Here is a 20,181-nt window from a genome sequence, read left to right as displayed (position 1 = left end):
CATGTGTCCAAAGCAGTCACGGCATTGGCTTCATCTCCACTTTACATAGTAAAAGAAAAAGTGTTGAACGACTACTCCGTCGAGTAATCATCCAACACTAGATTAGTATGTTTTGTTTTATGCAAAAGCAGATTTTTTTAACTACAGTCAAAACTTTTGGCATTTTTATTGATTTATTTAACTGGGGATGCATGTCTGCAAACGGCAGTTGGTGAATTTACCAACATTGGTTCGGTTTCAGGACAAGTATCGCAATTATATTTGTGTGATGTTTTAGCTCGAGGCTATGAACAAAAGACTGATATCGATACTGATAAACTGAAGGAACGTGCACTTCAAGCAGTAATTAAAAAATCAATCTAATCAAAAACAGGTATGCATCATGACAACGCATACCTGTTTTTCTATCTAAAATAATATTTTAAGCTTTATATCTAGATACACCATCCAAATAAGTCTCACTCAAAGTCATGTCTGGATTCAAAACAATGAAATCAGCTGGCTTATCAGGCTTAATTGAACCACATTTATCAAGCTTATTAATTGAACGTGCCGGAACATATGATGCCATCATAATTGCATCTTCAGGAGTAACAACGTTCCAATCAACCAGATTCTTTACAGCTTGCTTCAACAACAAGATACTACCTGCTAAGTTATCGCCATCCTTTAGACGAGCCATACCATCTTTTACATAAACTGGCAATTCACCTAACATGTAATCACCATCTGGCATGAGTCCCGCTTGCATACAGTCAGTGATCAAGCAAATATGTTCTGGACCCTTAGCACGTACCAATGCTCTGACAGTTGGTTCCAATACATGGTGACCATCACAAATTAATTCATCGGTGACCAAGCGAGCAGAATATGCGGCACCAAGCAAGTTAGGAGCGTGTTGTGACATTGGTTCCATACCGTTATACGTATGACAAAACATAGTGGCACCTGCTTCGACACATGCAATGGCATCCTTATAATCTGAGGCTGAGTGTCCTAATGCAATGATGATGCCGTCTTTCACTGCTTGACGAACAAATTCTTTGGAACCCTTACGTTCTGGAGCCATCGACATCTTAATTAGCATCCCGTCAGAAGCTTCTTCATAACGGCGAAGCTCTTCAATTGAAGGATCACGCATATACTTAGGATTTTCTGCACCAGCATGTTTAGGAGTAAAGTAAGGTCCTTCAAAGTGTAAGCCTTGAATTTTAGCACCAGTTTCTTCACCCTTATGTGCTGCATACTTTTCACAAGTTTCAATTAAATGTTTATCACTATCAGTAATCGTAGTTGGAAGCCATGAAGTAACACCTGCCTTAAGTAAACCTTCAGAAATCTTGTTGATTCCTTCCCAGTCACTCTTCATAGAATCTTCATTAACTAAACCGTGAATGTGAGTATCAACTAATCCAGGAGCAATCCATTTACCGGTATAATCGACAATCTTGCCTTCAGGCTTTTCATCTTCTGGATAATAAAAACCAAATTTTCCGTGATCATCAACTTCTAAATAACCACCAATTTCAGTTTTATTTTCTAAAAAGAATTTATCTGCATGAATGAAATATGTCATCATTTTTCTCCTCATATTATTCATTATATTGCTTAGATCTATATACAAATTTATCTCCGCGAGCGAGTGCTTGTGTAAACTCGATCGGGATGTTTTTATCATTTATTGCTTTACGGTTAATTTTTAAACTAGCCGTATTTTCTTTAACATGAAGAAGTTGAGCCGCTTCTTTAGTCAGATTAACTGCTTGTACATCTTCAAATGCCAATACACTAATTTGATGATATTTCTTTTTCAAAGTTCCATATAAAGTCCCTTGATTCAAATCATCTAAAGTTAAATTAGGAAAAATCTTCTCTGGCAAATAAGTGCGGTTATACACTAACGGCTCACCATCAGCCAAACGTAATCTTATCAATTCATACGCTTGATCATTTGACGCAAGATTCAATTGCAGTGCAATTTCTTTTTCTGGTGTACACAATTTAAGAGAAATATTTTTAGTAGATATTTCCTTGCCTTCGCCTTCCATCTGGCTACTAAAAGAATACATGCTACCTAAGTTCGGCTGCTTGATAAAAGTTGGTGTAACAAAGGTCCCTTTACCATGCAAACGATAAATTAAACCCTTTTCTTCCAATTCATTAAGTGCTAAACGCACAGTGCTACGGCTCACCTTGAACATTTCAACTAGTTCTCGTTCGCTCGGAAGCTTCTGATTAGGTTGATAATCTTTTTTGATATGTGCAGCCAGTTGGTTCATCAATTCTTTATAAAGTGGACTTTTCATTTACTCACCTTCTAACTGGTTAGTACCACTTTAAGTAAAATTATATCATGAAAGAGCTTTCTGCAAAGTGGTTATAACCAGTTATTTTTGGTGCAAAAAAAGACCTGCATGAATACTCAACTCCTAAAGCCGGGCTTCATTACAGGTCTTTTGTTAGTACTCTGATGCTGAATGGCAGAATCGAACTGCCGACCTTCTCTTTACGAGGGAGACGCTCTACCGACTGAGCTAATTCAGCAACCTCACAACACTAAAATTATACCAAAAGTGTGGATTCCATGCAATTAGAGAAGCATATTTCATCTAGTGATGTGATAGTATATTTTAAATTTAATTAAAAAGATGTTGTTTTTGTGTAAACAACATCTTTTATTACTAAGCTTGTTTAATAAAATCTTCTAATTCCTTTTTAGTGAATTGATCACCATATGTAAGTTCTAATTGATGCAAGATTTGATCATAAGGACTGCTTAAATTCTTTAATACAGTGATCAACTTCTTAAGACCAGTAATTGTAGCTTCTTCTTTGCCCTCTTGTTTTTCTTCTAAAAGTCTTGTCTCGTAGTCCATAATCTGTCCCTCCATTTTGGATCATCATTTAACTCTTTAATTTTCTTTTGTGCCCAGTCAAAGTATTTGTTTAAATGCACTGGACGATCATTGATCAAATCAACTAATCCTAACAGGTCATTGCTTTCACCGTTAGGTTTTCCTTTAGCATTTATTATAATGATATCAATTCCCGCAGACAATTTAATTGTTTGATCAGAATCTTCAGTCCAATGAAAAGAATACCGAATTTTGCCTTGCTTAAATGGATCAAACATACAAAAGAAAATTATCGTTATATTTTTCATATCTCGATAGGTCTTGCCTTTATTCAAAGTATAACGCTGATCATACTTCGAAATATAATAGCGAATGCGCCGACCTAGATCCTTCTTGTCCTTAACTTGCATCTCCAAATCATAAAGATTATGCTCATGATCTTCAACAGAAACATCCAATCGGACATCTTTCTGTGTTTTATGCGACGGATCCTTGATTTCTTTTTGCTTTTCCGGTGAAAAAATCTCTGAAATTTCAGTAATTCCAGTCACTGTCCGCAAAACATAACGGCAAAAATCTGAATTAGCCATCACCTCGCCAAAAACTTGATCCTCTGAGAAGCCATACCATGGCTGAATTTTGTGTGTTTCTTTCATTACACACCAACTTTCTAATAATGTAAGAGAAAATCCCCTTCACTATTTAATACGCAAAAAGTTGGCAAAATTTTTCAAAAATTCATACTTATATTTAGAAAATACAATATTTACTAAAAAGAAGGCAACTAACATGTACAGCATCCCTAAAATCAAAGCTCACAATGAACAAATGACCAAGTTTTATGCACAGCAAATCCAAGAAACTGTCGATAACACTACTATCTACAATGATCAACCCACCTTTTCAGTTCCATCATCTTCAACTTATCCACAGTTATGTTTCACGCCAACAGATACTGCTACTGCCATTTCACATTCTAATTGGCAAACTGAAAAAACAGCTGCACTTAACTTCGCGGATTACCTAGAAGCAGGTGGCGGATACTTGCGCGGCATCGTTGCTCAAGAGGAAGCACTTTGCCTTGAATCTGATCTTTATCAGTGTCTTGCGCCATTTGAACAAACTTACTACAAATGGAATAATGCTCATATTAACCATTCACTTTATAAAAATCGCGCTCTTTATTCACCTAACATCTTATTTGCACATCCCAAGATTTATGCACAGGTGGATATCATCTCCTGTGCAGCTCCAAATTACACTCAAGTAAAGCTATCCGGCATTTCGTATAGAAATGCTTGTCTAACTTTACAAAATCGGATGACCTTCGTAAAACAAATTGCGGAGAGTCAGCACGTTGCTCACCTTATCCTAGGAGCATGGGGAGCCGGCGTTTTTGGTTTCAAAGCAAAAGACGTTGCCCAAATGTGGTACAACGTCTTCAAAGAAAAATCTTCAATTAAAAAAGTGACTTTTGCCGTAATTGATGATCATCGCAATTCGGCAGCACAAGATTTTAAAAATTTACTAATTAAGTCCTGAAAAACTCTTTTTTTATTTTTCATTTTCTAAATTATTAATAGCAGTTTCAGCTAAAGCATAAGCTTGTTGAGACTGATTCTTAGCTTGAACATAACCATTCAAGTTATCATCGCCACTAGCTAAAACTCGTGCAAATGCAATTTGTTCTGCCATCAAAAAGTTAAACAAAGAATCCCACTTTTTATCTGCAAACTTAATCTTTTTAGTAGAAATCTTAGACATCATTTCTCGAGTTAAATTAAATGCCTTCTCTAAAATTTGCTCGTCCGCATCAGTTAAATCACGCACATTGTATGCTTGATGAACTTGATGCACCTTAAGCAATTCCTTTAATAAAGTTCTGGTTTGTGCATCCTTAGATACATTTTGATTAATTTTAAGCATTGATCTTCTCTTTCCTTTTCAAGATATTCCCATTATACCAAATAGTTATCCGCCATTTGCTTAACGCAGCGTTTCATCTCTTGAATATCCAATACGCTATAAGCAAACTCCTTACGCAATAACTCTTTTGGCAAATATTGATCATACTTGTCGATTCCTGGAACTTCTTTAGGATAGACTAAATCCAGCGGATTAAAGTCTTTGTCAGCTTCCTCTTTAAGAATGCGCCAAAAGTCTTGTTCATCCCCATCCATCGCAAAATACATAAAATATGGACGAGATGAATTAAAACCTCGGATATTCAACTGCTCTCCGCACTTAATTTTGATCAACCGTTCAAGCGCCAAAAAGGCATACGTTCCAGTCCAAGGGAAAAGACACCACATATTGCCGCCAAGCTTAATCAAATTTTTTTTAGCTAAGCCAGCTAAAGCTGCAGTATCACGAGCCTGGGTTAAGCGTGCCTTGCCATTTTGCATCAGATAAGGATACATGACCTTCTCTTCCAAAACCTTTTTCATCCTTTGCAAAATCTTCGGCTGAATATCACCTGGCACATCCCCAAAGAAAGCAGGAATTCTTCCCTTCACCTCATGGCAATACACTTGATGACGCTTGCGATCGACATCTTCAACTACCCAAACTCGACCAGCAATTGCAATTTTGTCTCCAACTGGAGGTGGCTTAACAATTGTACCTAATTCTTCGCTGCCAGCATGAACACTAAATTCTTCATTTTCCGCAAAAACCGCATAAAATTTAAAGTTATTCACAACCTTTTCACCGGCAAGCCCGACTACTAATCCTTTATTCTCGGTCCATTCAATGTGGTCAATTTTAAGCAAATGCCTAAGCAAAACTTTGTAGTCTTCCTGACTAACATTATGAAAATACGACAAAGTGAGCACCCTTGAGGCAAGCTCTGCTGGCGTCATCTCTCCACTAGAGGCGAGCGTACTCATAGTTTGATGATAAAGCAAACTATACGGCAAGCGATTAGGTTCAGGCGGCTCCACCCATTTTTCTTCCGCGTAAAGTTGAACCAGGGCAATTCCCTGAATAAGAGGCCACGGAATTAATTCTGGTAGCATGGCCCGAGATTCTGGATGTTCTTCGCGCATAACAAAATGCATTTCTGGTGGATTGCCGCGACGACCTGTACGCCCCATTCTTTGCAAAAAGCCTGACACCGTAAACGGAGCATCAATTTGAAACGCTGATTCCAGCTGACCAATATCGATTCCCAATTCCAGTGTTGCAGTAGCACAGGTTGTCATATAAACATCTTCATCTTTCATCGCCGCTTCAGCTGTTTCCCGTAGTGCCGGTGAAAGATTACCGTGATGAATCATAAAGCGATCCGGCTCATGGTTATAAGCGCAATACGCCCTCAGTTCCTGACATACCGCTTCGCACTCTTCACGACTATTAGTAAAAACTAGGCATTTTTTACCACGTGTATGTTCAAAAATATAACCAATACCTGGATCGGCCAATTCAGGTGCCTTATCCGTTATAGGCTCGACTTGACTAGGATCAAAATCCTTGCTGCTGGCCTGTGGACCAGTTTTATAAAAATGTTCCATTGAAAGATGCCAAATCTGTGGTTCGTTCTGCACCTTAGGTGCAACCGTCTTTCTATTTGAACCAGCTCCTAAAAAATCGCTGGCATCTTGCAAATTACCGATGGTTGCTGAAAGTCCGATTCTTCTGGGATTAACATTTGCTAATTTTGACAAACGTTCAATTAGACAAAAGGTTTGGCCACCGCGGTCACTGCGCAAAAATGAATGGAGTTCATCAATCACAATATACTTCAGCCCGCCAAACAAATGAGGAATATCCATGTGCTTATTGATCATGAAACTCTCAAGAGATTCAGGCGTAATTTGTAAAACTCCTGATGGGTTCTTAAGCATCTTTCTTTTTTGCGTTTGCGCTACATCCCCATGCCAGCGCCAAATTGGTATATCGACATCCTGACAAAGCTCCGTCAAGCGATCGTATTGATCATTAATTAAAGCTTTTAGTGGCGCAATATAAAGCGCTTTGACCGAATCCTCTGGTTCATTATAGATATCTGACAAGATCGGGAAAAATGCGGCTTCTGTTTTCCCTGACGCAGTTGAAGCTGACAAAAGCACATTATCTTCCGTCTCAAAAATTTCCTCCGCGGCTGCTACCTGAATCGGACGTAAATTTTGCCAACCATGTTCATAAATATAGTCTTGGATAAATGGTGCATAATGTGAAAAAACATCCATCTTTTTTACCCTTAAATTCTAAATTCAGTATAATCTTGCTCTTTATTATCTGAGACAGCCTCAGATTTTGCATAATTAAAACGATCAGAATTAAGCAGATCCGTGATTTTAGTGTCAGGATTTTGCCAAACGATGTCGAGCAATTCAATAAAGTCACGAATAATTTCACGTGGCGTAATGTTAGTATCTGCACCAACACGCGCATACTCTATTTTGATAAATTGTGCTAAATCATCATCAGTAATAGTTCTTTCATAGCCATATAAGTTAGCATGCATGTCCGCCAATTTTTCAGTTAAAACTAGCATTTCTTCTGCGGTCAATGGCTGCAACTTAATCACTGGAGCGTACATATCACGCGCACCGTTTTGAACAAACTTTCCTGTAGCAAGCCGGCTGCGAAGTGCTTCGTATGAATAAACGCCGCGGCGCCGGTCTTCAATTGCTTGTGGCGTCCCGCACATAATGATGCCTAAGTACTTCGCCTTACCCTGCAAGGTGTCATTGTACATTGTCAAAATCTTTTCATAATTATATTGACGACTAATCGCATTCGGAATTTTAAAAATGTTGACCAATTCGTCAATCATGATCATGAGGCCAGCATAACCTGCCTGTCTGAAGAAAGCCGCAAACAATTTGAGATATTCATACCAATCGCTGTCTGAAATGATAATATCCACACCCAAATCTTTTTTAGCTTCAGTCTTATGACTATACTCGCCTCTAAACCACTTAAGTACTTTAGCTTTAGTTTCATCGTCATTAGACATATAAGCGTGATAATACATGTTAAGCAATTTAGCAAAATCAAAACCATGTACTAATTCATTTAATGATGAAATTACTGCATAGATTTTCTTATCTACTTCGGTTTCAAACTTGGAATCATCATTGGCAATACCACTTTGGGCTACCTGGCTTTGCACAGAATTAATCCAACGATCAAGAATTAAGGTTAAGGCCCCACCTTCAGGACGAGTTTTGGTAGAAAGATTTTGGATTAATTCACGGTAAGTTGCTAGTCCTTGTCCTTTAGAACCTTGCAAGCGACGCTCTGGAGACAAATCGCCATCAACCACAACGAAATTTTTGTCCATTACATAATTACGAATTGTCTGCAGTAAAAAGCTTTTGCCTGAACCGTAACGTCCAACGATAAAACGAAAACTTGCACCGCCATCTTGAATAATATCAACATCATGAAGCAGGGCTTCAATTTCTTCTTTACGGCCGACTGTAATATAAGGCAAACCAATCCGCGGCACTACCCCACCTTTTAGTGAATTTAATACAGTTTGTGCAATTCTTTTTGGTACTCTTATTTTTTCTGGCATTTTATCATCCCTTTAAAAACATTTCTTGTAAATCATCCGCATAATCTTCAATTATTTGTGGCTGATCTTGTTCATTAAATTCGATCACACTATCGCCAATCTCATTCAGCAATTTTTCATTAATATTATCAGCTAAAATCGAAACCATTAGATGGTGTTTTTGCACATAATCTTGCCACGGCTTTCCTTGCAATAAAGCCATTAGTAAAAACATTTCGTCTTTGTCTAAACCGTAGTCATCTTGATCTACTGAAACTTCTACTTCTTGCTCCTGCTTTTGCACTTGCTCTTGTTCTTCTTGCTCAAGCTGCTTTTCCTCATCGGTTAACAGACTATCACGCGTGACAGAAGCATTGGCCCGAATCTTGTCTAAATCAGAAAAATCAATTTTAATCTGATCAATCTTTGCCTGTTTTTTTTGCTGTTGATAAGCAGCAATTCCAGCCGTAATCGCCTTTAACACGGCTTGATCAATAAAACGCGGCTTGACTGCGCGTCCTAAATTCAGCTTCTCGCGTACTAAACGATCTACTTCATGCAAAAAAGTATTCAAGTTCGTTCGCTGTCTTGGCACAGCTTCTTCTTGATGAATGTACCACCAACCCTTTTTGTAATAATACTTTCTCACAGCATCAATCTTAACCGTCATTGGCTTTTTTGCTTTTCTGTAGAAAACTGCGAGCTTAAAAACGGGCTGCTCAACGACCTTCGGCTTAGCTACAAAGCTGCTGTAATAAGCTATGCCATATTTTTTAGCATCTAACACCTCTTGCCAAACACATTTTAAAACTTGAACAAAAACCTCTTTATTCTTTGCAATTACTTTTGAAGATTTCCAGTATGTCGTCTTTTTTGCAAAAACTTCCGCTAACTCTTCTGCCGTATATTTTTGCGGATAATGCAATATTTCATCATCATGATCTTGCTCAATATCTTTGGCAAAATGCTCAGCTATTTTTTCTTTTCCTAAGCCGTAATAAAGCACGTAATCCTTTATCCAATCTGCCAAATATGTTTGAATTCCTAAATCGAAATTATCCACATAATTCTTTTTAAAAGCAATCAGTTTATCATAGCCATCCTGTGGATTATCCACGCCAATATTATTAAACAGCTCATACAAATATACATATGCATAAGATGTACTAGTGCGATGGTAATCCCCCTTGCGAATCTTAGTCCTCCAGGTAAAGTAACTACGCAATTGCCCCACATTCATATCATGATAAGTAGGAAAGAAACGCTTGAAAGCAAAATATTTTTTATATTCATCTTCGTAATCAGCCATAAACTGCCCTTGAATATAAAAATTCTTCTGCCGACCTGTGCTAGGAAGAATACTGTAATCATATAATTCCCGCATTTGTCTGATCTTATCGGGAATCTCATCGTTAACTTGTCTACGCGGCAACCGCTGCTTTATTGGCTGCGCTTGATATTTTTCCTCTGTTTTTTCTCCTGGAATATAAAAATATTGGCTCTTAGCGACATTTGTATCTTGACCATTCATCGCTAATTTAAATGCATAATCTAGCGCCTTCTTAATCGCTTGCTCATCGCGATTATTAGTCAAAACTACGCCTACCCATTCTGCTCCCTTGATGCGAACCGGATCAGTAAAACCAGGCAAATCACGAATCGTTGGAGCAAAGTCACCACATTTTAAATCTAAAACCGCAATACTGCTCTTGCTTGAATTTTCACCATTAATTCGAGAAAGCATAGCAAAATAAGCACTATCAAGTGGAGACATTAATACATAAGTATCCGTTGAACCTGACACAATTGGTTCAAACTTCAAGCCATATTTAGCATAAACATATTTAAAAAGCTGATTAGAATCCATTTTTATGTTCCCTTTTTCGTACGTATGTTCTATATTATATCATCTATTTTATTCTTAGTCTTCTTTGCGTTTTTTTATTTTATGTATATGTTTTCGTATTTCATAAACCTTATATTTTAATATTTAGGTGGTTATACCCAGTCAAGTATGTTAGTATAATAACTGTAAGTTAATGAAAGCGTTTTAATTAATAGCTTCCTAGAGAGGACAAAAACTTAATATGAGTACAAAAGAACGTTATTCTCAAGACGAACTTAGAAAAGCAAATCCAATGTTTAGCCGCACTCGTGCAACTATCGAAAGTGCATTTTACGGCAACAACGTACACGAAGTAACTAGTGTTGCTGAAGCTTATAATTTAGCAAAGAAGCAATCAGGCGTTATTGTTACTGACTTGCCAATCTTACACACTAAAGAATTAGGCTTGCCACATGGTGCAACCCAATTGGTTTACAACCACGGTAAGATCTTAGGTAGAACTGCCAGTGCACGTCACTTCGTTGACAATCCTAACGAAGATGCTGAAGCATTGAACGGTAACTTGCGTGAAGATATCTACAAGGGCCACGAACAAAAATACTTAAAGGCTACTGTTTTGGTAGGTCTTGACCCATCATTTACTGTTAAGGCTCACATCATGATGCCAGAAGATCAAGCCTTCAACCTGCTTTCATACATTTTGAACTTCCACTTCTTCGATGATGAAGCTGAAAAGATGTACGCAAAGTCTAAGTTCTATGATGAACCTGATATTTACTTCTACTTCGATCCTAATGTTCAAGACGAAGACTATCCAAAGGGTTTAGGCGTATTCGACGCTCCACATAACTGTGCTGCTGTCTTCAACCTTCGCTACTTCGGTGAACTTAAGAAGGGTACCTTAACCTTAGCTTGGGCTATCGCTCACCGTCACGGCTACACTGCATGTCACGGTGGTGAAAAGTCATTCCACTTTGACGATAAAGACGACAAGACCTTCGCATTCTACGGCTTGTCAGGTTCTGGTAAGTCAACTTTGACTCACGAAATGTACGATGGTAAATATGATATCACCGTTTTGCACGACGATGCATTCATCATTTCACGTGAAGACGGTTCATCTGTAGCACTTGAACCTTCATACTTCGACAAGACCCACGACTACCCAGCAGGTCACCACGAAACTAAGTACTACACTACTATTATGAACTGTGACGTAACGTTAGACTCAAACGGTAAGAAAGTTATCGTTACTGAAGACTTACGTAACAACAACGGTCGTGTTATCAAGACCCGTTACACTAGTCCTCACCGTGTAGACTTTGAAAAGTCACCAATTACCGCTTTGTTCTGGATTATGAAGGATGGTTCATTGCCTCCAATCATCAAGATTGACGACCCAGTTTTGGCAACTACTATGGGCTGTACTTTAGCAACCAAGAGAACTAGTGCTGAAAACTTGCCTAAGGGCTTCGACATGAACACCTTGGTTATCGAACCATTCGCAGACCCATTCCGTGCTTACCCAGTATCTGGTGACTACACTGACTTCAAGGAATTGTTCACTAAGCGTGGAGCAAGCTGCTACAGCTTGAACACAGATGCCTTCATGGGCAAGGACATTCCTAAGGAAGTTACTAAGAAGTTGATCGAAGACTTGGCTAACGGTAACATCAAGGACAGTGACTTCAAGCCATTCGGTAACTTCAAGGGTGTAAGCTACTTACCAATTGAAGGCTACGAAGTTCACCTTGAAGACCCAGAATACCAAAAGACCTTGGCTAAGAGAATGCAAGATCGTTTGAACTGGCTTAACAAGTACGATGAAGAACACCCAGAAACTCCAATTCAAGATGAAGCTAAGAAGACCTTGGAAGCTATTATCAAGGAATTAAGCTAATAATTAGGGAAAATAATATTACCTCATATAATTAAAAACACATTTTCTTAATGACTAAAAGACGAGAGTTGTTACTCTCGCCTTTTTTGGTATAATCTTGCATTTCTATTAATTAGATATATATCTTATATCTATTTTATTTACAGTTTCTTTAATTTACAATAAAATAGATATAAGGAGCTGATATTATGATTTCAAATAAAGAAAAATTAAGTCAAGTAAATTTTAAAATGCCAGAAAAAGATAAAAAAGAAGTTGCTGCTATTTTTAAATATTATGGTTTAGATTTGAGTACAGGAATAAAAATGTATTTAAAAGAGGTTCAACATACTAAAAGTATCCCTCTATCATTAAAACCAACTACTGAATTAGATGCTGCTATTGCGGAAGCTGATCGAGGTGAATTCGCTGGTGAATTTAATTCATTAGAAGAATTTAATCAAGGATTCGATAAGGCTTTGAATGATGAAGATTAAGTATACCCCACTATTCATTCGATCTGCCAAAAAATATAATAGAAAACATTATCCAATGGATAAAGTAAAAAAATGCGTCAAAGCAATCGTGACGAACGATCAAAAATTTTTAAAAAAGCATAAAGATCATCCTTTAGACAAAGGTGTACGAGAAATGCATATAGATAGACAGTATAACGATGACTGGTTACTATGCTATCGTTTTAACGAATACACTGAACGAATTGAATTAATTTTACTTGATATTGGTAACCATAAACAAACACATAGAATCATCTACTAAAAAGACGAGAGTTAATTGCTCTCGTCTTTTTGTTATGTAGATCTTTAATTACTTTTTTCAATATAGTCTTGTGCAGCTTCAAGCACTCGCATCTTATCATAAACAGTGAGATACTTTTCAGCTTCAGCACGTGTTACCCACTTATCGCCCTTGATCTCTTCTTTTTGCGTAACTACCTCTTGTCCTGCAACATATTTAGCTAAAAAGTAGGTAACCATTTTTTCTTTACCTGCAGCTAATGCATATCGCGTTTTTTGAACAAAATTAAAATCAAATTCTGGCTTTAACCCTACTTCCTCAAATACCTCTCGCTTAGCTGCAGTTTCAGCATCCTCATCATTTTCTAAGTGTCCCTTAGGAAAGCCCCAATTGTCATTAATCACGCTTTGAAAAATTAAAAACTCTAATTGACCATCCTCACGTCTACGGTAAATAACTGCACCAGCAGAATGTTCCAATTTCAGTCTCATTTTTATCACCCATTTCATTAATAAGACAATTATTGATAATTATTGATGATTCATATGCCGTTTGCAAGAAATATACAAAAAAATTGACCAAATTAAAATTTGGTCAATTTAAAGCAGACGAAATTATTAAGACTAGTAGAATATTTTAGTTACTTCTTTAAGTTTTTTTCGCAGTAATCCTTGATCTTATCATCATCGGCCTTGAGCATCCATTCACAGGCTGCTTCAGTCTTCATGGTGTCATGGTTGTTTGCTTCCATTTCGTGGTCCCAAATAGCGTCACGAATAGGCATTGAGTTACCCTTTGCCCAATCAAATACTTGGTCCATTTCACGATCAATCATTGCTGTTTGTTCAATTTCTTTTGCATCTGCCATAATTATAAGCTTCCTTTCATCTACATCTTCTATTCTAGTTCTATTAACTTAAGCTGTTAAATGAAAGGGCTTAATTTATTAATTTTCTAATCTTTGCCGTTAACTGCTTCATCAGCTTGGTTAACGATTCTCACTGCATTAAGTGAACGAGGATATCCAATGAATGGCACATTTTGTTCAATGACCTTCATTAAGAATTCCTTGTCGTTGCCCAATCTAATATTAGTTTGCGCATGTGATAATAATTGTGGTTCACAGCCACCTTGTGCAGCAATGTAGCAAAATGTAATCATTTCGCGGTCACGATCGTCTAAACCTTTTCTGGTGTAGTAATCACCAAAACAATTATCTACAAGCCACTTGTTGATGGTACCCTTCTTGGCAAAATTCTTCATTTGCGGACCAAATAAACGAATTTGCGTCTCTTCACCTTTTTCTAGGCGATTCTTCATCGTTGTGGTTGACTGACCTGGTAGCGGCAAATCTACTCCTCTTGCAGTCAAAATATCGTTAGTTGCTTTGAAAAATGGAAAAACACGACCTAATCCTAAATAGTCAACAGCTTGATACAAAACTTCTTTAGCTTCAACTGGACTAACCCCGTTATCAAGAGCAACGGGAAGCATGACCTTATACTCGTCAATCCCTTGCATCCCTAACAAATAAGCCAGCGTTGACAACATCTTAGTTCTATCAGGCAAATCAACCGCAGCTTGTACTTCATCAAAAGCAAAATGATTAATCCGTTCTAAGGCTTCTGGATCCGTTTTTTCTAATAAGTTAGCATGAATTCTTTGTGCATTTTCTTTAATTGACATGATATTTTCCTTTCTAAAACGATCTCTTCACTACTTATTTAAGTACGTTTCAGACCTAAAGAAAAATATCTATTTTTTATTCTGCGGAATAACTTCTGCTTATGCTTATTAGCAACATTTAGTTAAACGGACAACATCACGGGCAATCATCAACTCTTCATTAGTTGGGATGATCATCACTTGAATCTTGGAATCCGGCTTAGTGATAAACTTCCGGCCATTGCTCTTATTAGCCTCATAGTCAGGTTTTACACCCATATACCTAAAGGCATCCATTATCTGCTTGCGCACTTCTACGTCGCCTTCACCAACGCCTGCGGTCAAGACTATTCCATCGGCGCCGCCCATTTCAGCAAGATATGAACCAATATAACGCACAACACGATTGATAAAGATCTTGCGTGCCAAAACAGCTCGCGGATCATCGTTATATTTCAAGTCACGCATATCTGAAGAAATACCAGAGAGTCCAATTAAACCAGACTTTTTATTCAAAATATCAATCATCTCATCAATTGAATCTCCGGTTTTATGCATTAAGTGTTGCACAAGAGATGGGTCAATATCGCCTGACCGCGTACCCATAGTTACTCCGGACAAGGGACTAAAGCCCATTGAAGTATCATAAGACTTGCCATTTTTAACAGCGGTAATCGAAGAACCGGAGCCTAAGTGACAAATAATTAGCTTTAAGTCCTTCACATCGCGTTGCATCATCTTAGCTGCTTCTAAGGTAGTGTAATGCACGGAGGTGCCATGAGCACCGTATTTCCGCGCACCATACTTTTTGTAATAATCATAAGGAATAGAATACAAATAATGCACAGGATCTAATGTTTGGTGGAAAGAGGTATCAAACACGGCTACCTGCGGCACATCTGGCAAGACATGCATAAAGGCTTCAATTCCCTTAGCTTCGGCAGGATTGTGCAAAGGTGCAAAACCAGCTAAATCCCAAATCTTTTGTAAATTATCCTTGTTAATAATGGCTGAATCTTTAAAATATTCACCGCCATTTACCACACGGTGTCCCACCCCAACAATCTCATGCAATTTCTCGACAGCATGATATTTCTTCAAGTCATTAATCAATAAATTTACCGCAGCTTCTTGATCTGGAATAGCAATTTGCTTTTTATGTGACTCCCCATTAGCTAGCACAATTGTAAAGGTAGAATCTGCCAGACCTACACGATCGGCCATTCCTCGTGCTACTACCTTTTCATCAGGCAATGAAAATAATTTAAACTTGAATGACGAACTCCCCGAATTGACCGCCAAAACTTTTCTCATTAACTACATCCCCTAAATATTAGTTATATTTTTCACAAGTGAATTTTCACTTAATAGTATAGCTTATTAGAATAGCCAGTCAAATGATTTTCAAAAATTCAGTTAAACAGCAAAGTCAATCAAATATATTGTTATATAGGTAATAATTGCAATTATTTTTTCGAGATGTAAAACTGTCAAAATCATATTTTGATAAATATCAATATTATGTCTCTTTTTTGGAAAATATAAAAAATATATTCTACTTTGTTCAATTTATAACAAAATTTTTGAGCAAACAAAAACTCCAACGCAGTTTTGCGTCAGAGTCTTGTTTTATTCAAAGGGATGATTATTCATCCTTTTTCTTTTTGCGATCGGCTAAACCAAAGAGGCCTAAAACCATTGCAAGGATACCGAAGATACCAGCTTCATTTTGCTTTTCACCGGTTTGTGGTAATTCATGCTTGCCACTGTTTTCTTCAGTTTCGGCTGAAGCAGCCTTAGCTGGGGGCATTAGTTGAAGCGTATGTATCAGCACCCTTTGGTGAAATTGAATTATTGTTTCTAGCTGGAGCAGAATTATTCATATCTTCATATAAAGGTGCGTTGTTTTCTTCGTAGCCCTTAATTACGGCTGGACCAGATTCAAGATCTTGATCCTTCGGAGTGGTATCGATTTCGGTATCATCTGAAGTCTCATTTGGAGTCTTGACTGGAACCTTACCTGTTGGGATCTTATCTTCAGGAGTTTCTGGAGTTACTGTGATTGTCTTGTGTTCAATTACAACAGGAATATCTGGATGTCCATTTGGTCCAAATTTCACAGTTTCAGGAACGTCTTGACCATCAACTAGCTTCCAACCTGCTGGAATTGTTGAATGAACATCAACAGTTTCATCGGTCTTACCGTCAACTTTGTCAGTCCTAATGGTTTGACCATCTTCGTCTTTGTAGATAATGTTGGTTGTTTGAGCATTTGGTGTGTAAGTGATATCAACACTTTCTGGATCAGTACCATAAGTTACAGGTTTAGTTGCTATGCTTGCAATTGTTGGAGTATATCCATCAATCGTTGGTGTAGTGAATGGTCCCCAATTTCCAGTTGACCAAGCACCATAAGTTACTTTACCAGTAACTTCGTCAACTACAGCATTTCTGTAGATCTTCGCATCCTGAGCAGTTGAAGTTCCTTCGTAACTTCCATTAATTTCAACTTTAGCCTCTGCTTTAGCTATTACATATGCAAACTGACCACTTTCGCTAACTTTGTAGTTTGGATTATCCTTTTGCAATTGCTTTACACCAGCTTGAGTTAAAGCAATGTAGTAAGTACCAGCATCGGTTGGAACTTTATCCAATTTCTTGCCATCTTTATCAACCCACTCATAATCACTAGGTGTCAAGTTAGCAACATTCAAAGTTTGACCTTCAACTAAACCAGCTGCAGTAAATTGAGCATCATTATCGTCAATTGTTGCTGTTTGACCATCGTAAGTCTTACCAGGAGTGGTATTTGGCTTCTTGTCTAAAGTTACGGTTAAGTCTTTTTGCTTAATTGTAAAGCTTGCATTGCTACTTAAATCCTTAGCAGCAAGAGTTACATTACCTGCACCTGCGTAATTATCAATAGCAGCTTGCAAGCGAGCGAGGCCATCAGTGCTTAGGCTAACAGTGTAGTCATCGGCCTTAGCTGAATTATTTTCAATGGTGTAGTCACCTGCATGTAACTTGTAAGTATCAGCAACAGTGCTACCTGGGAAAGTAAACTTAGCTTCAATATCACCATCAGGACTATTCAAGTCATCAAGTGAAATATCCTTGCCATCGTAAATCTTAGAAGCTGAACCACTTAAAGTTGCAGTACCACTTACAGGATTAATTGTGTAAGTAAATTCACCATTGATCGTTAAGTTGTAGTTTGGATTTTCCGCTTTCAGCTTAGCTTCTGAACTATCCTTGAGCTTCAAGTAGTAAGTGCCTGCATTGATTGGATCACCAGTCATAGCAGTGAACGTACCATCAGCATTCTTGGTGAACCAAGCATAGTCACTAGCAGTTAAGTCAGTTGACTTCAATGTTTGATTCTTTACAAAACCACTATCAGTCCAACCTAACTTGCTCAAAACATCAGCTACTGAAGTAGTCTTTGCATCATAATCGCGACTACCTTCCTTGCCAAGAGTTGCTGTAGCAGTTGCAGTAGCACCGTAAGTTACAACAATTTGCGTATTCTTAGTATCACCGTTTACTGTTTCGGCAGGGATTTGACCATTTACAAGTTGAAGTGGAGTTGAGGTAGATGCTCCTTCAACTGTTTGAGTGACAGAAATGTTGTAGCCAGCATGAATTGGAACATCTTGTACGCCCCAGTTACTATCAGCTTTCCAACCACTACCATCAAAGCCTTCAAAGGTGACTCCAGTATCATCACCATTTACTTTAACTTGTCTGCTTAATTTGGCATTTTGCGTAATTGTGCGATCTGCTTGACCTGGTTCCTTAATGGTAATCGTTCTTGTAACACTCTTATTTAATAATGAATTTGGAACATAGTAAGTAGTTAAGTCATTTCTCATGTACCAAACATCATTATCATTATTCATATAGGCCGTATTAGAGTTGTAATTTGGGTTTGCAAATGTGAAAGTTGAGTATGAACCATCATATCTAATGTTAGCCACGGTGTAACCATCACGACTAGGAGAAGTCAATCCAATAGAAGCGTCATTACCCTTAGGTGGTAAACTCCAAGATCCTGAAACTACGTGGAAAACAGGAGTAGCTTCGTCGCCTGCATCCCAATCTGGAGCCCAATTACCAGTGTAAACAATCTTATTAGTAGCTGTATCTAAAGTACCTGCTTTCTTAAATAATACTTGAACTTGAGCATCTGGAGCAATAGTTTTCCCATTATGTTCACCACCAGCAATCTTAAAATGAGCAGTAAGTGTTCTAGTTTGAACTTCATCAGGAATATACAAAATCGTGTGAACTGGCTTTGCTTCATAAACAGAAGCTGCATCTGTATATGCTATTGATGCGTTGCTAGAAAGAGATGTATTTTCTGAATTCCAAGTTGGGAATACAAATTGATTTGCTTCTTATTGTCAGCAAGACCACCAGTATAAGCAGTGTAGCCCTTTAAGACCGTAATGCGGCGACTGTCATTAATGGCTACATTACAGTGAGCTACTGGAGTAACAATATTTTTCTTAGTTCCTTGATCATAATACGTAGCAGTAATCTGAACATCATTGTAGGAACCTGGCTTCATCCAATTAGGTTCATTACCAACGTATTGGAAAGTAGTACCTTCTGGAAAGACATCCGTGTTAGTAACAAGATCTTTAGCCGTTAACTTCGTACCATAATCAATTGTTCTACTCTCGGCCTTTACATTAACCTTGGTAGTAAGCGTAATATCCTTAACCGTATACCTTGAACCACTTGGCAAAGTAATTACAATATTACCGTTCCTGGTTTCTCCGGCTTTGTCTAGAACCAAACTCTTTTCGCCGTTGTCACCCTGCCATTCAAAGGTAGTTCCGGCAGGCCAAACTTTATTGCCACCAGAGAGTAAATTATTAATTACATTAATAGTCCCATGAGGACCACCTTTAACTGTTACAGGTTTTTCAACAAAATTGCTTAAGTTGCGACCGCCATTCTCTGTGTAACTTGTAGGGCCGTTGGTAAGATCTACTACTTCATTCTTTATATTTTTTACAGAAGTCATGATGGCAAAGGCATCTTCCTTAATTCTTTGCCATTTTATTTGTGGTAAAGTACCAACGTTTACTGGTTTAGTTTGAGCACAGCCTAAATCTTTATATGCTTTTTTCACAGCCTTAGCAAACTTTTGCGTTGCTCCCGGATCTTGACTGTCTGGATTAGCAAAGATTAGTGGCTGACCAGCATCAGTAAACCCATTGTTAAAAGTTGTATTGATAATCAAATGAAACTTACCAGAATTCATGTCGGCACTAGTCTGATTAGTTCCAGCTAATTGTAACTGACTAGCAGACATTTGCGTGCCATCAGCTAAGGTAATCTTAACCTGATTTTTAAAATCACTGCCATTAACTGCCTGTTGGATTAGTTGCTTATTTTGACCAACGGCTGCAGGGTATTGTAACCCGAGATTTGCTATTGGATATTTAGTTGGCTTGCCATCGACAGAAATGTTAAGAGTTGGGCTTGCATCACCGCCGGCATTAAAGATATAAATGGGATCGTCTTTTAAACTAGGTGCTGTGATGTTAGAAAATATTGGTTAAATATATCCACTTTATTTTATTTGAATACATTTTCCTATCTTATCTTCGTTTATTAATATCTGCTTTCAACCTTTTTAGCACACTCCCAAACTTTTGCT

Annotated in this window: 20 protein-coding genes and 1 tRNA gene; 5 read left to right on the top strand and 16 right to left on the bottom strand. The window is 37.8% G+C overall.

Annotated features, from left to right (window positions below; genetic code table 11):
- Window positions 1-156 precede the first annotated feature (156 nt).
- Window positions 157-363, top strand: coding sequence for a hypothetical protein (locus B5E95_RS08775; RefSeq protein ID WP_241146350.1), 207 nt, complete (start codon window positions 157-159; stop codon window positions 361-363).
- A 58-nt stretch (window positions 364-421) separates the two neighbouring features.
- Here the strand turns inward: B5E95_RS08775 and nagA are convergent, their stop codons facing one another.
- The 5 genes from nagA to B5E95_RS08755 form a co-directional block, all read right to left on the bottom strand.
- Window positions 422-1,576, bottom strand: coding sequence for an N-acetylglucosamine-6-phosphate deacetylase (nagA, locus tag B5E95_RS08770; RefSeq protein WP_087236298.1), 1,155 nt, complete (start codon window positions 1,574-1,576; stop codon window positions 422-424).
- A 16-nt stretch (window positions 1,577-1,592) separates the two neighbouring features.
- Window positions 1,593-2,306, bottom strand: coding sequence for a GntR family transcriptional regulator (locus B5E95_RS08765; protein WP_087236294.1), 714 nt, complete (start codon window positions 2,304-2,306; stop codon window positions 1,593-1,595).
- A 165-nt stretch (window positions 2,307-2,471) separates the two neighbouring features.
- Window positions 2,472-2,544 (bottom strand) — tRNA-Thr (locus B5E95_RS08760).
- 137 nt (window positions 2,545-2,681) lie between these two features.
- Window positions 2,682-2,876 carry a hypothetical protein gene (locus B5E95_RS11000; protein WP_233187229.1) on the bottom strand — a complete coding sequence of 65 codons (195 nt, stop codon included), beginning with the start codon at window positions 2,874-2,876 and terminating at the stop codon, window positions 2,682-2,684.
- Window positions 2,852-3,511, bottom strand: coding sequence for an Rpn family recombination-promoting nuclease/putative transposase (locus tag B5E95_RS08755; RefSeq protein WP_241146349.1), 660 nt, complete (start codon window positions 3,509-3,511; stop codon window positions 2,852-2,854). The genes B5E95_RS11000 and B5E95_RS08755 overlap by 25 nt, the downstream gene beginning before the upstream one ends.
- Before the next feature lie 61 nt (window positions 3,512-3,572).
- Here B5E95_RS08755 and B5E95_RS08750 point away from each other — a divergent pair, with 61 nt between their 5' ends.
- Entirely contained in the window at window positions 3,573-4,397 is an 825-nt protein-coding gene (locus tag B5E95_RS08750) for a TIGR02452 family protein (RefSeq protein WP_241146348.1), read from the top strand.
- Between the two features lie 12 nt (window positions 4,398-4,409).
- Here B5E95_RS08750 and B5E95_RS08745 read toward each other — a convergent pair whose 3' ends face one another.
- The 4 genes from B5E95_RS08745 to B5E95_RS08730 are packed head-to-tail and all read right to left on the bottom strand — an operon-like array spanning window position 4,410 to window position 10,228.
- On the bottom strand, window positions 4,410-4,781 hold the full coding sequence (locus B5E95_RS08745; RefSeq protein WP_087236291.1) for a hypothetical protein: 372 nt from the start codon (window positions 4,779-4,781) through the stop codon (window positions 4,410-4,412).
- Between the two features lie 32 nt (window positions 4,782-4,813).
- Window positions 4,814-7,045, bottom strand: a complete 2,232-nt coding sequence (locus tag B5E95_RS08740; protein WP_087236289.1) for a DEAD/DEAH box helicase — start codon at window positions 7,043-7,045, stop codon at window positions 4,814-4,816.
- An 11-nt stretch (window positions 7,046-7,056) separates the two neighbouring features.
- The gene (locus tag B5E95_RS08735; protein WP_087236287.1) at window positions 7,057-8,382 is read right to left on the bottom strand and encodes an ATP-binding protein; all 1,326 of its coding nucleotides are present in this window, start codon (window positions 8,380-8,382) and stop codon (window positions 7,057-7,059) included.
- Between the two features lie 4 nt (window positions 8,383-8,386).
- Window positions 8,387-10,228 (bottom strand): TerB N-terminal domain-containing protein, encoded by a 1,842-nt coding sequence (locus B5E95_RS08730; RefSeq protein ID WP_087236285.1) that lies wholly within the window; start codon window positions 10,226-10,228, stop codon window positions 8,387-8,389.
- A 220-nt stretch (window positions 10,229-10,448) separates the two neighbouring features.
- Between B5E95_RS08730 and B5E95_RS08725 the strand changes: the two genes are divergently transcribed.
- The 3 genes from B5E95_RS08725 (at window position 10,449) to B5E95_RS08715 (ending at window position 12,866) form a co-directional block, all read left to right on the top strand.
- The gene (locus B5E95_RS08725; RefSeq protein WP_025006288.1) at window positions 10,449-12,107 is read left to right on the top strand and encodes a phosphoenolpyruvate carboxykinase (ATP); all 1,659 of its coding nucleotides are present in this window, start codon (window positions 10,449-10,451) and stop codon (window positions 12,105-12,107) included.
- Window positions 12,108-12,295: 188 nt separating this feature from the next.
- Entirely contained in the window at window positions 12,296-12,583 is a 288-nt protein-coding gene (locus B5E95_RS08720) for a type II toxin-antitoxin system RelB/DinJ family antitoxin (RefSeq protein ID WP_025006287.1), read from the top strand.
- The gene (locus tag B5E95_RS08715; protein WP_338034544.1) at window positions 12,570-12,866 is read left to right on the top strand and encodes a type II toxin-antitoxin system RelE/ParE family toxin; all 297 of its coding nucleotides are present in this window, start codon (window positions 12,570-12,572) and stop codon (window positions 12,864-12,866) included. Before B5E95_RS08720 ends, B5E95_RS08715 begins: the two co-directional genes overlap by 14 nt.
- 44 nt (window positions 12,867-12,910) lie before the next feature.
- Here B5E95_RS08715 and B5E95_RS08710 read toward each other — a convergent pair whose 3' ends face one another.
- From B5E95_RS08710 to B5E95_RS08685, 7 genes are all read right to left on the bottom strand, one after another.
- Complete coding sequence (locus B5E95_RS08710) at window positions 12,911-13,330, bottom strand: bis(5'-nucleosyl)-tetraphosphatase (RefSeq protein ID WP_087236296.1); 420 nt, start codon at window positions 13,328-13,330, stop codon at window positions 12,911-12,913.
- A gap of 155 nt (window positions 13,331-13,485) precedes the next feature.
- Window positions 13,486-13,713 carry a P8 family protein gene (locus B5E95_RS08705; RefSeq protein ID WP_003632732.1) on the bottom strand — a complete coding sequence of 76 codons (228 nt, stop codon included), beginning with the start codon at window positions 13,711-13,713 and terminating at the stop codon, window positions 13,486-13,488.
- 86 nt (window positions 13,714-13,799) lie between these two features.
- A complete protein-coding gene (locus tag B5E95_RS08700) occupies window positions 13,800-14,531 on the bottom strand; it encodes a carboxymuconolactone decarboxylase family protein (protein ID WP_087236281.1) in 732 nt (243 codons plus the stop codon).
- Between the two features lie 108 nt (window positions 14,532-14,639).
- Window positions 14,640-15,824, bottom strand: a complete 1,185-nt coding sequence (locus tag B5E95_RS08695; RefSeq protein ID WP_025006283.1) for an acetate/propionate family kinase — start codon at window positions 15,822-15,824, stop codon at window positions 14,640-14,642.
- 331 nt (window positions 15,825-16,155) lie between these two features.
- On the bottom strand, window positions 16,156-16,320 hold the full coding sequence (locus B5E95_RS10995; RefSeq protein ID WP_241146347.1) for an LPXTG cell wall anchor domain-containing protein: 165 nt from the start codon (window positions 16,318-16,320) through the stop codon (window positions 16,156-16,158).
- Window positions 16,307-18,787, bottom strand: coding sequence for an MBG domain-containing protein (locus tag B5E95_RS10990; protein ID WP_241146346.1), 2,481 nt, complete (start codon window positions 18,785-18,787; stop codon window positions 16,307-16,309). The genes B5E95_RS10995 and B5E95_RS10990 overlap by 14 nt, the downstream gene beginning before the upstream one ends.
- A gap of 50 nt (window positions 18,788-18,837) precedes the next feature.
- A complete protein-coding gene (locus B5E95_RS08685; protein WP_087175857.1) occupies window positions 18,838-19,833 on the bottom strand; it encodes a Rib/alpha-like domain-containing protein in 996 nt (331 codons plus the stop codon).
- Between the last annotated feature and the right edge of the window lie 348 nt (window positions 19,834-20,181).

The organism is Lactobacillus gallinarum, assembly GCF_002160635.1.
Taxonomy (GTDB): domain Bacteria; phylum Bacillota; class Bacilli; order Lactobacillales; family Lactobacillaceae; genus Lactobacillus; species Lactobacillus gallinarum.
This window is presented reverse-complemented; position numbering and strand designations above follow the sequence as displayed.

Bases quoted from the DNA above. Each gene is read 5' to 3' on its own strand.
- B5E95_RS08745 (WP_087236291.1), bottom strand. From the start codon at position 4,781: ATGCTTAAAATTAATCAAAATGTATCTAAGGATGCACAAACCAGAACT.
- B5E95_RS10995 (WP_241146347.1), bottom strand. From the start codon at position 16,320: ATGCCCCCAGCTAAGGCTGCTTCAGCCGAAACTGAAGAAAACAGTGGC.
- B5E95_RS08765 (WP_087236294.1), bottom strand. From the start codon at position 2,306: ATGAAAAGTCCACTTTATAAAGAATTGATGAACCAACTGGCTGCACAT.
- B5E95_RS08735 (WP_087236287.1), bottom strand. From the start codon at position 8,382: ATGCCAGAAAAAATAAGAGTACCAAAAAGAATTGCACAAACTGTATTA.
- B5E95_RS08740 (WP_087236289.1), bottom strand. From the start codon at position 7,045: ATGGATGTTTTTTCACATTATGCACCATTTATCCAAGACTATATTTAT.
- B5E95_RS08725 (WP_025006288.1), top strand. From the start codon at position 10,449: ATGAGTACAAAAGAACGTTATTCTCAAGACGAACTTAGAAAAGCAAAT.
- B5E95_RS08720 (WP_025006287.1), top strand. From the start codon at position 12,296: ATGATTTCAAATAAAGAAAAATTAAGTCAAGTAAATTTTAAAATGCCA.
- nagA (WP_087236298.1), bottom strand. From the start codon at position 1,576: ATGACATATTTCATTCATGCAGATAAATTCTTTTTAGAAAATAAAACT.
- B5E95_RS08755 (WP_241146349.1), bottom strand. From the start codon at position 3,511: ATGAAAGAAACACACAAAATTCAGCCATGGTATGGCTTCTCAGAGGAT.
- B5E95_RS08695 (WP_025006283.1), bottom strand. From the start codon at position 15,824: ATGAGAAAAGTTTTGGCGGTCAATTCGGGGAGTTCGTCATTCAAGTTT.
- B5E95_RS08730 (WP_087236285.1), bottom strand. From the start codon at position 10,228: ATGGATTCTAATCAGCTTTTTAAATATGTTTATGCTAAATATGGCTTG.
- B5E95_RS08715 (WP_338034544.1), top strand. From the start codon at position 12,570: ATGATGAAGATTAAGTATACCCCACTATTCATTCGATCTGCCAAAAAA.
- B5E95_RS11000 (WP_233187229.1), bottom strand. From the start codon at position 2,876: ATGGACTACGAGACAAGACTTTTAGAAGAAAAACAAGAGGGCAAAGAA.
- B5E95_RS08700 (WP_087236281.1), bottom strand. From the start codon at position 14,531: ATGTCAATTAAAGAAAATGCACAAAGAATTCATGCTAACTTATTAGAA.
- B5E95_RS08705 (WP_003632732.1), bottom strand. From the start codon at position 13,713: ATGGCAGATGCAAAAGAAATTGAACAAACAGCAATGATTGATCGTGAA.
- B5E95_RS08685 (WP_087175857.1), bottom strand. From the start codon at position 19,833: ATGTCTGCTAGTCAGTTACAATTAGCTGGAACTAATCAGACTAGTGCC.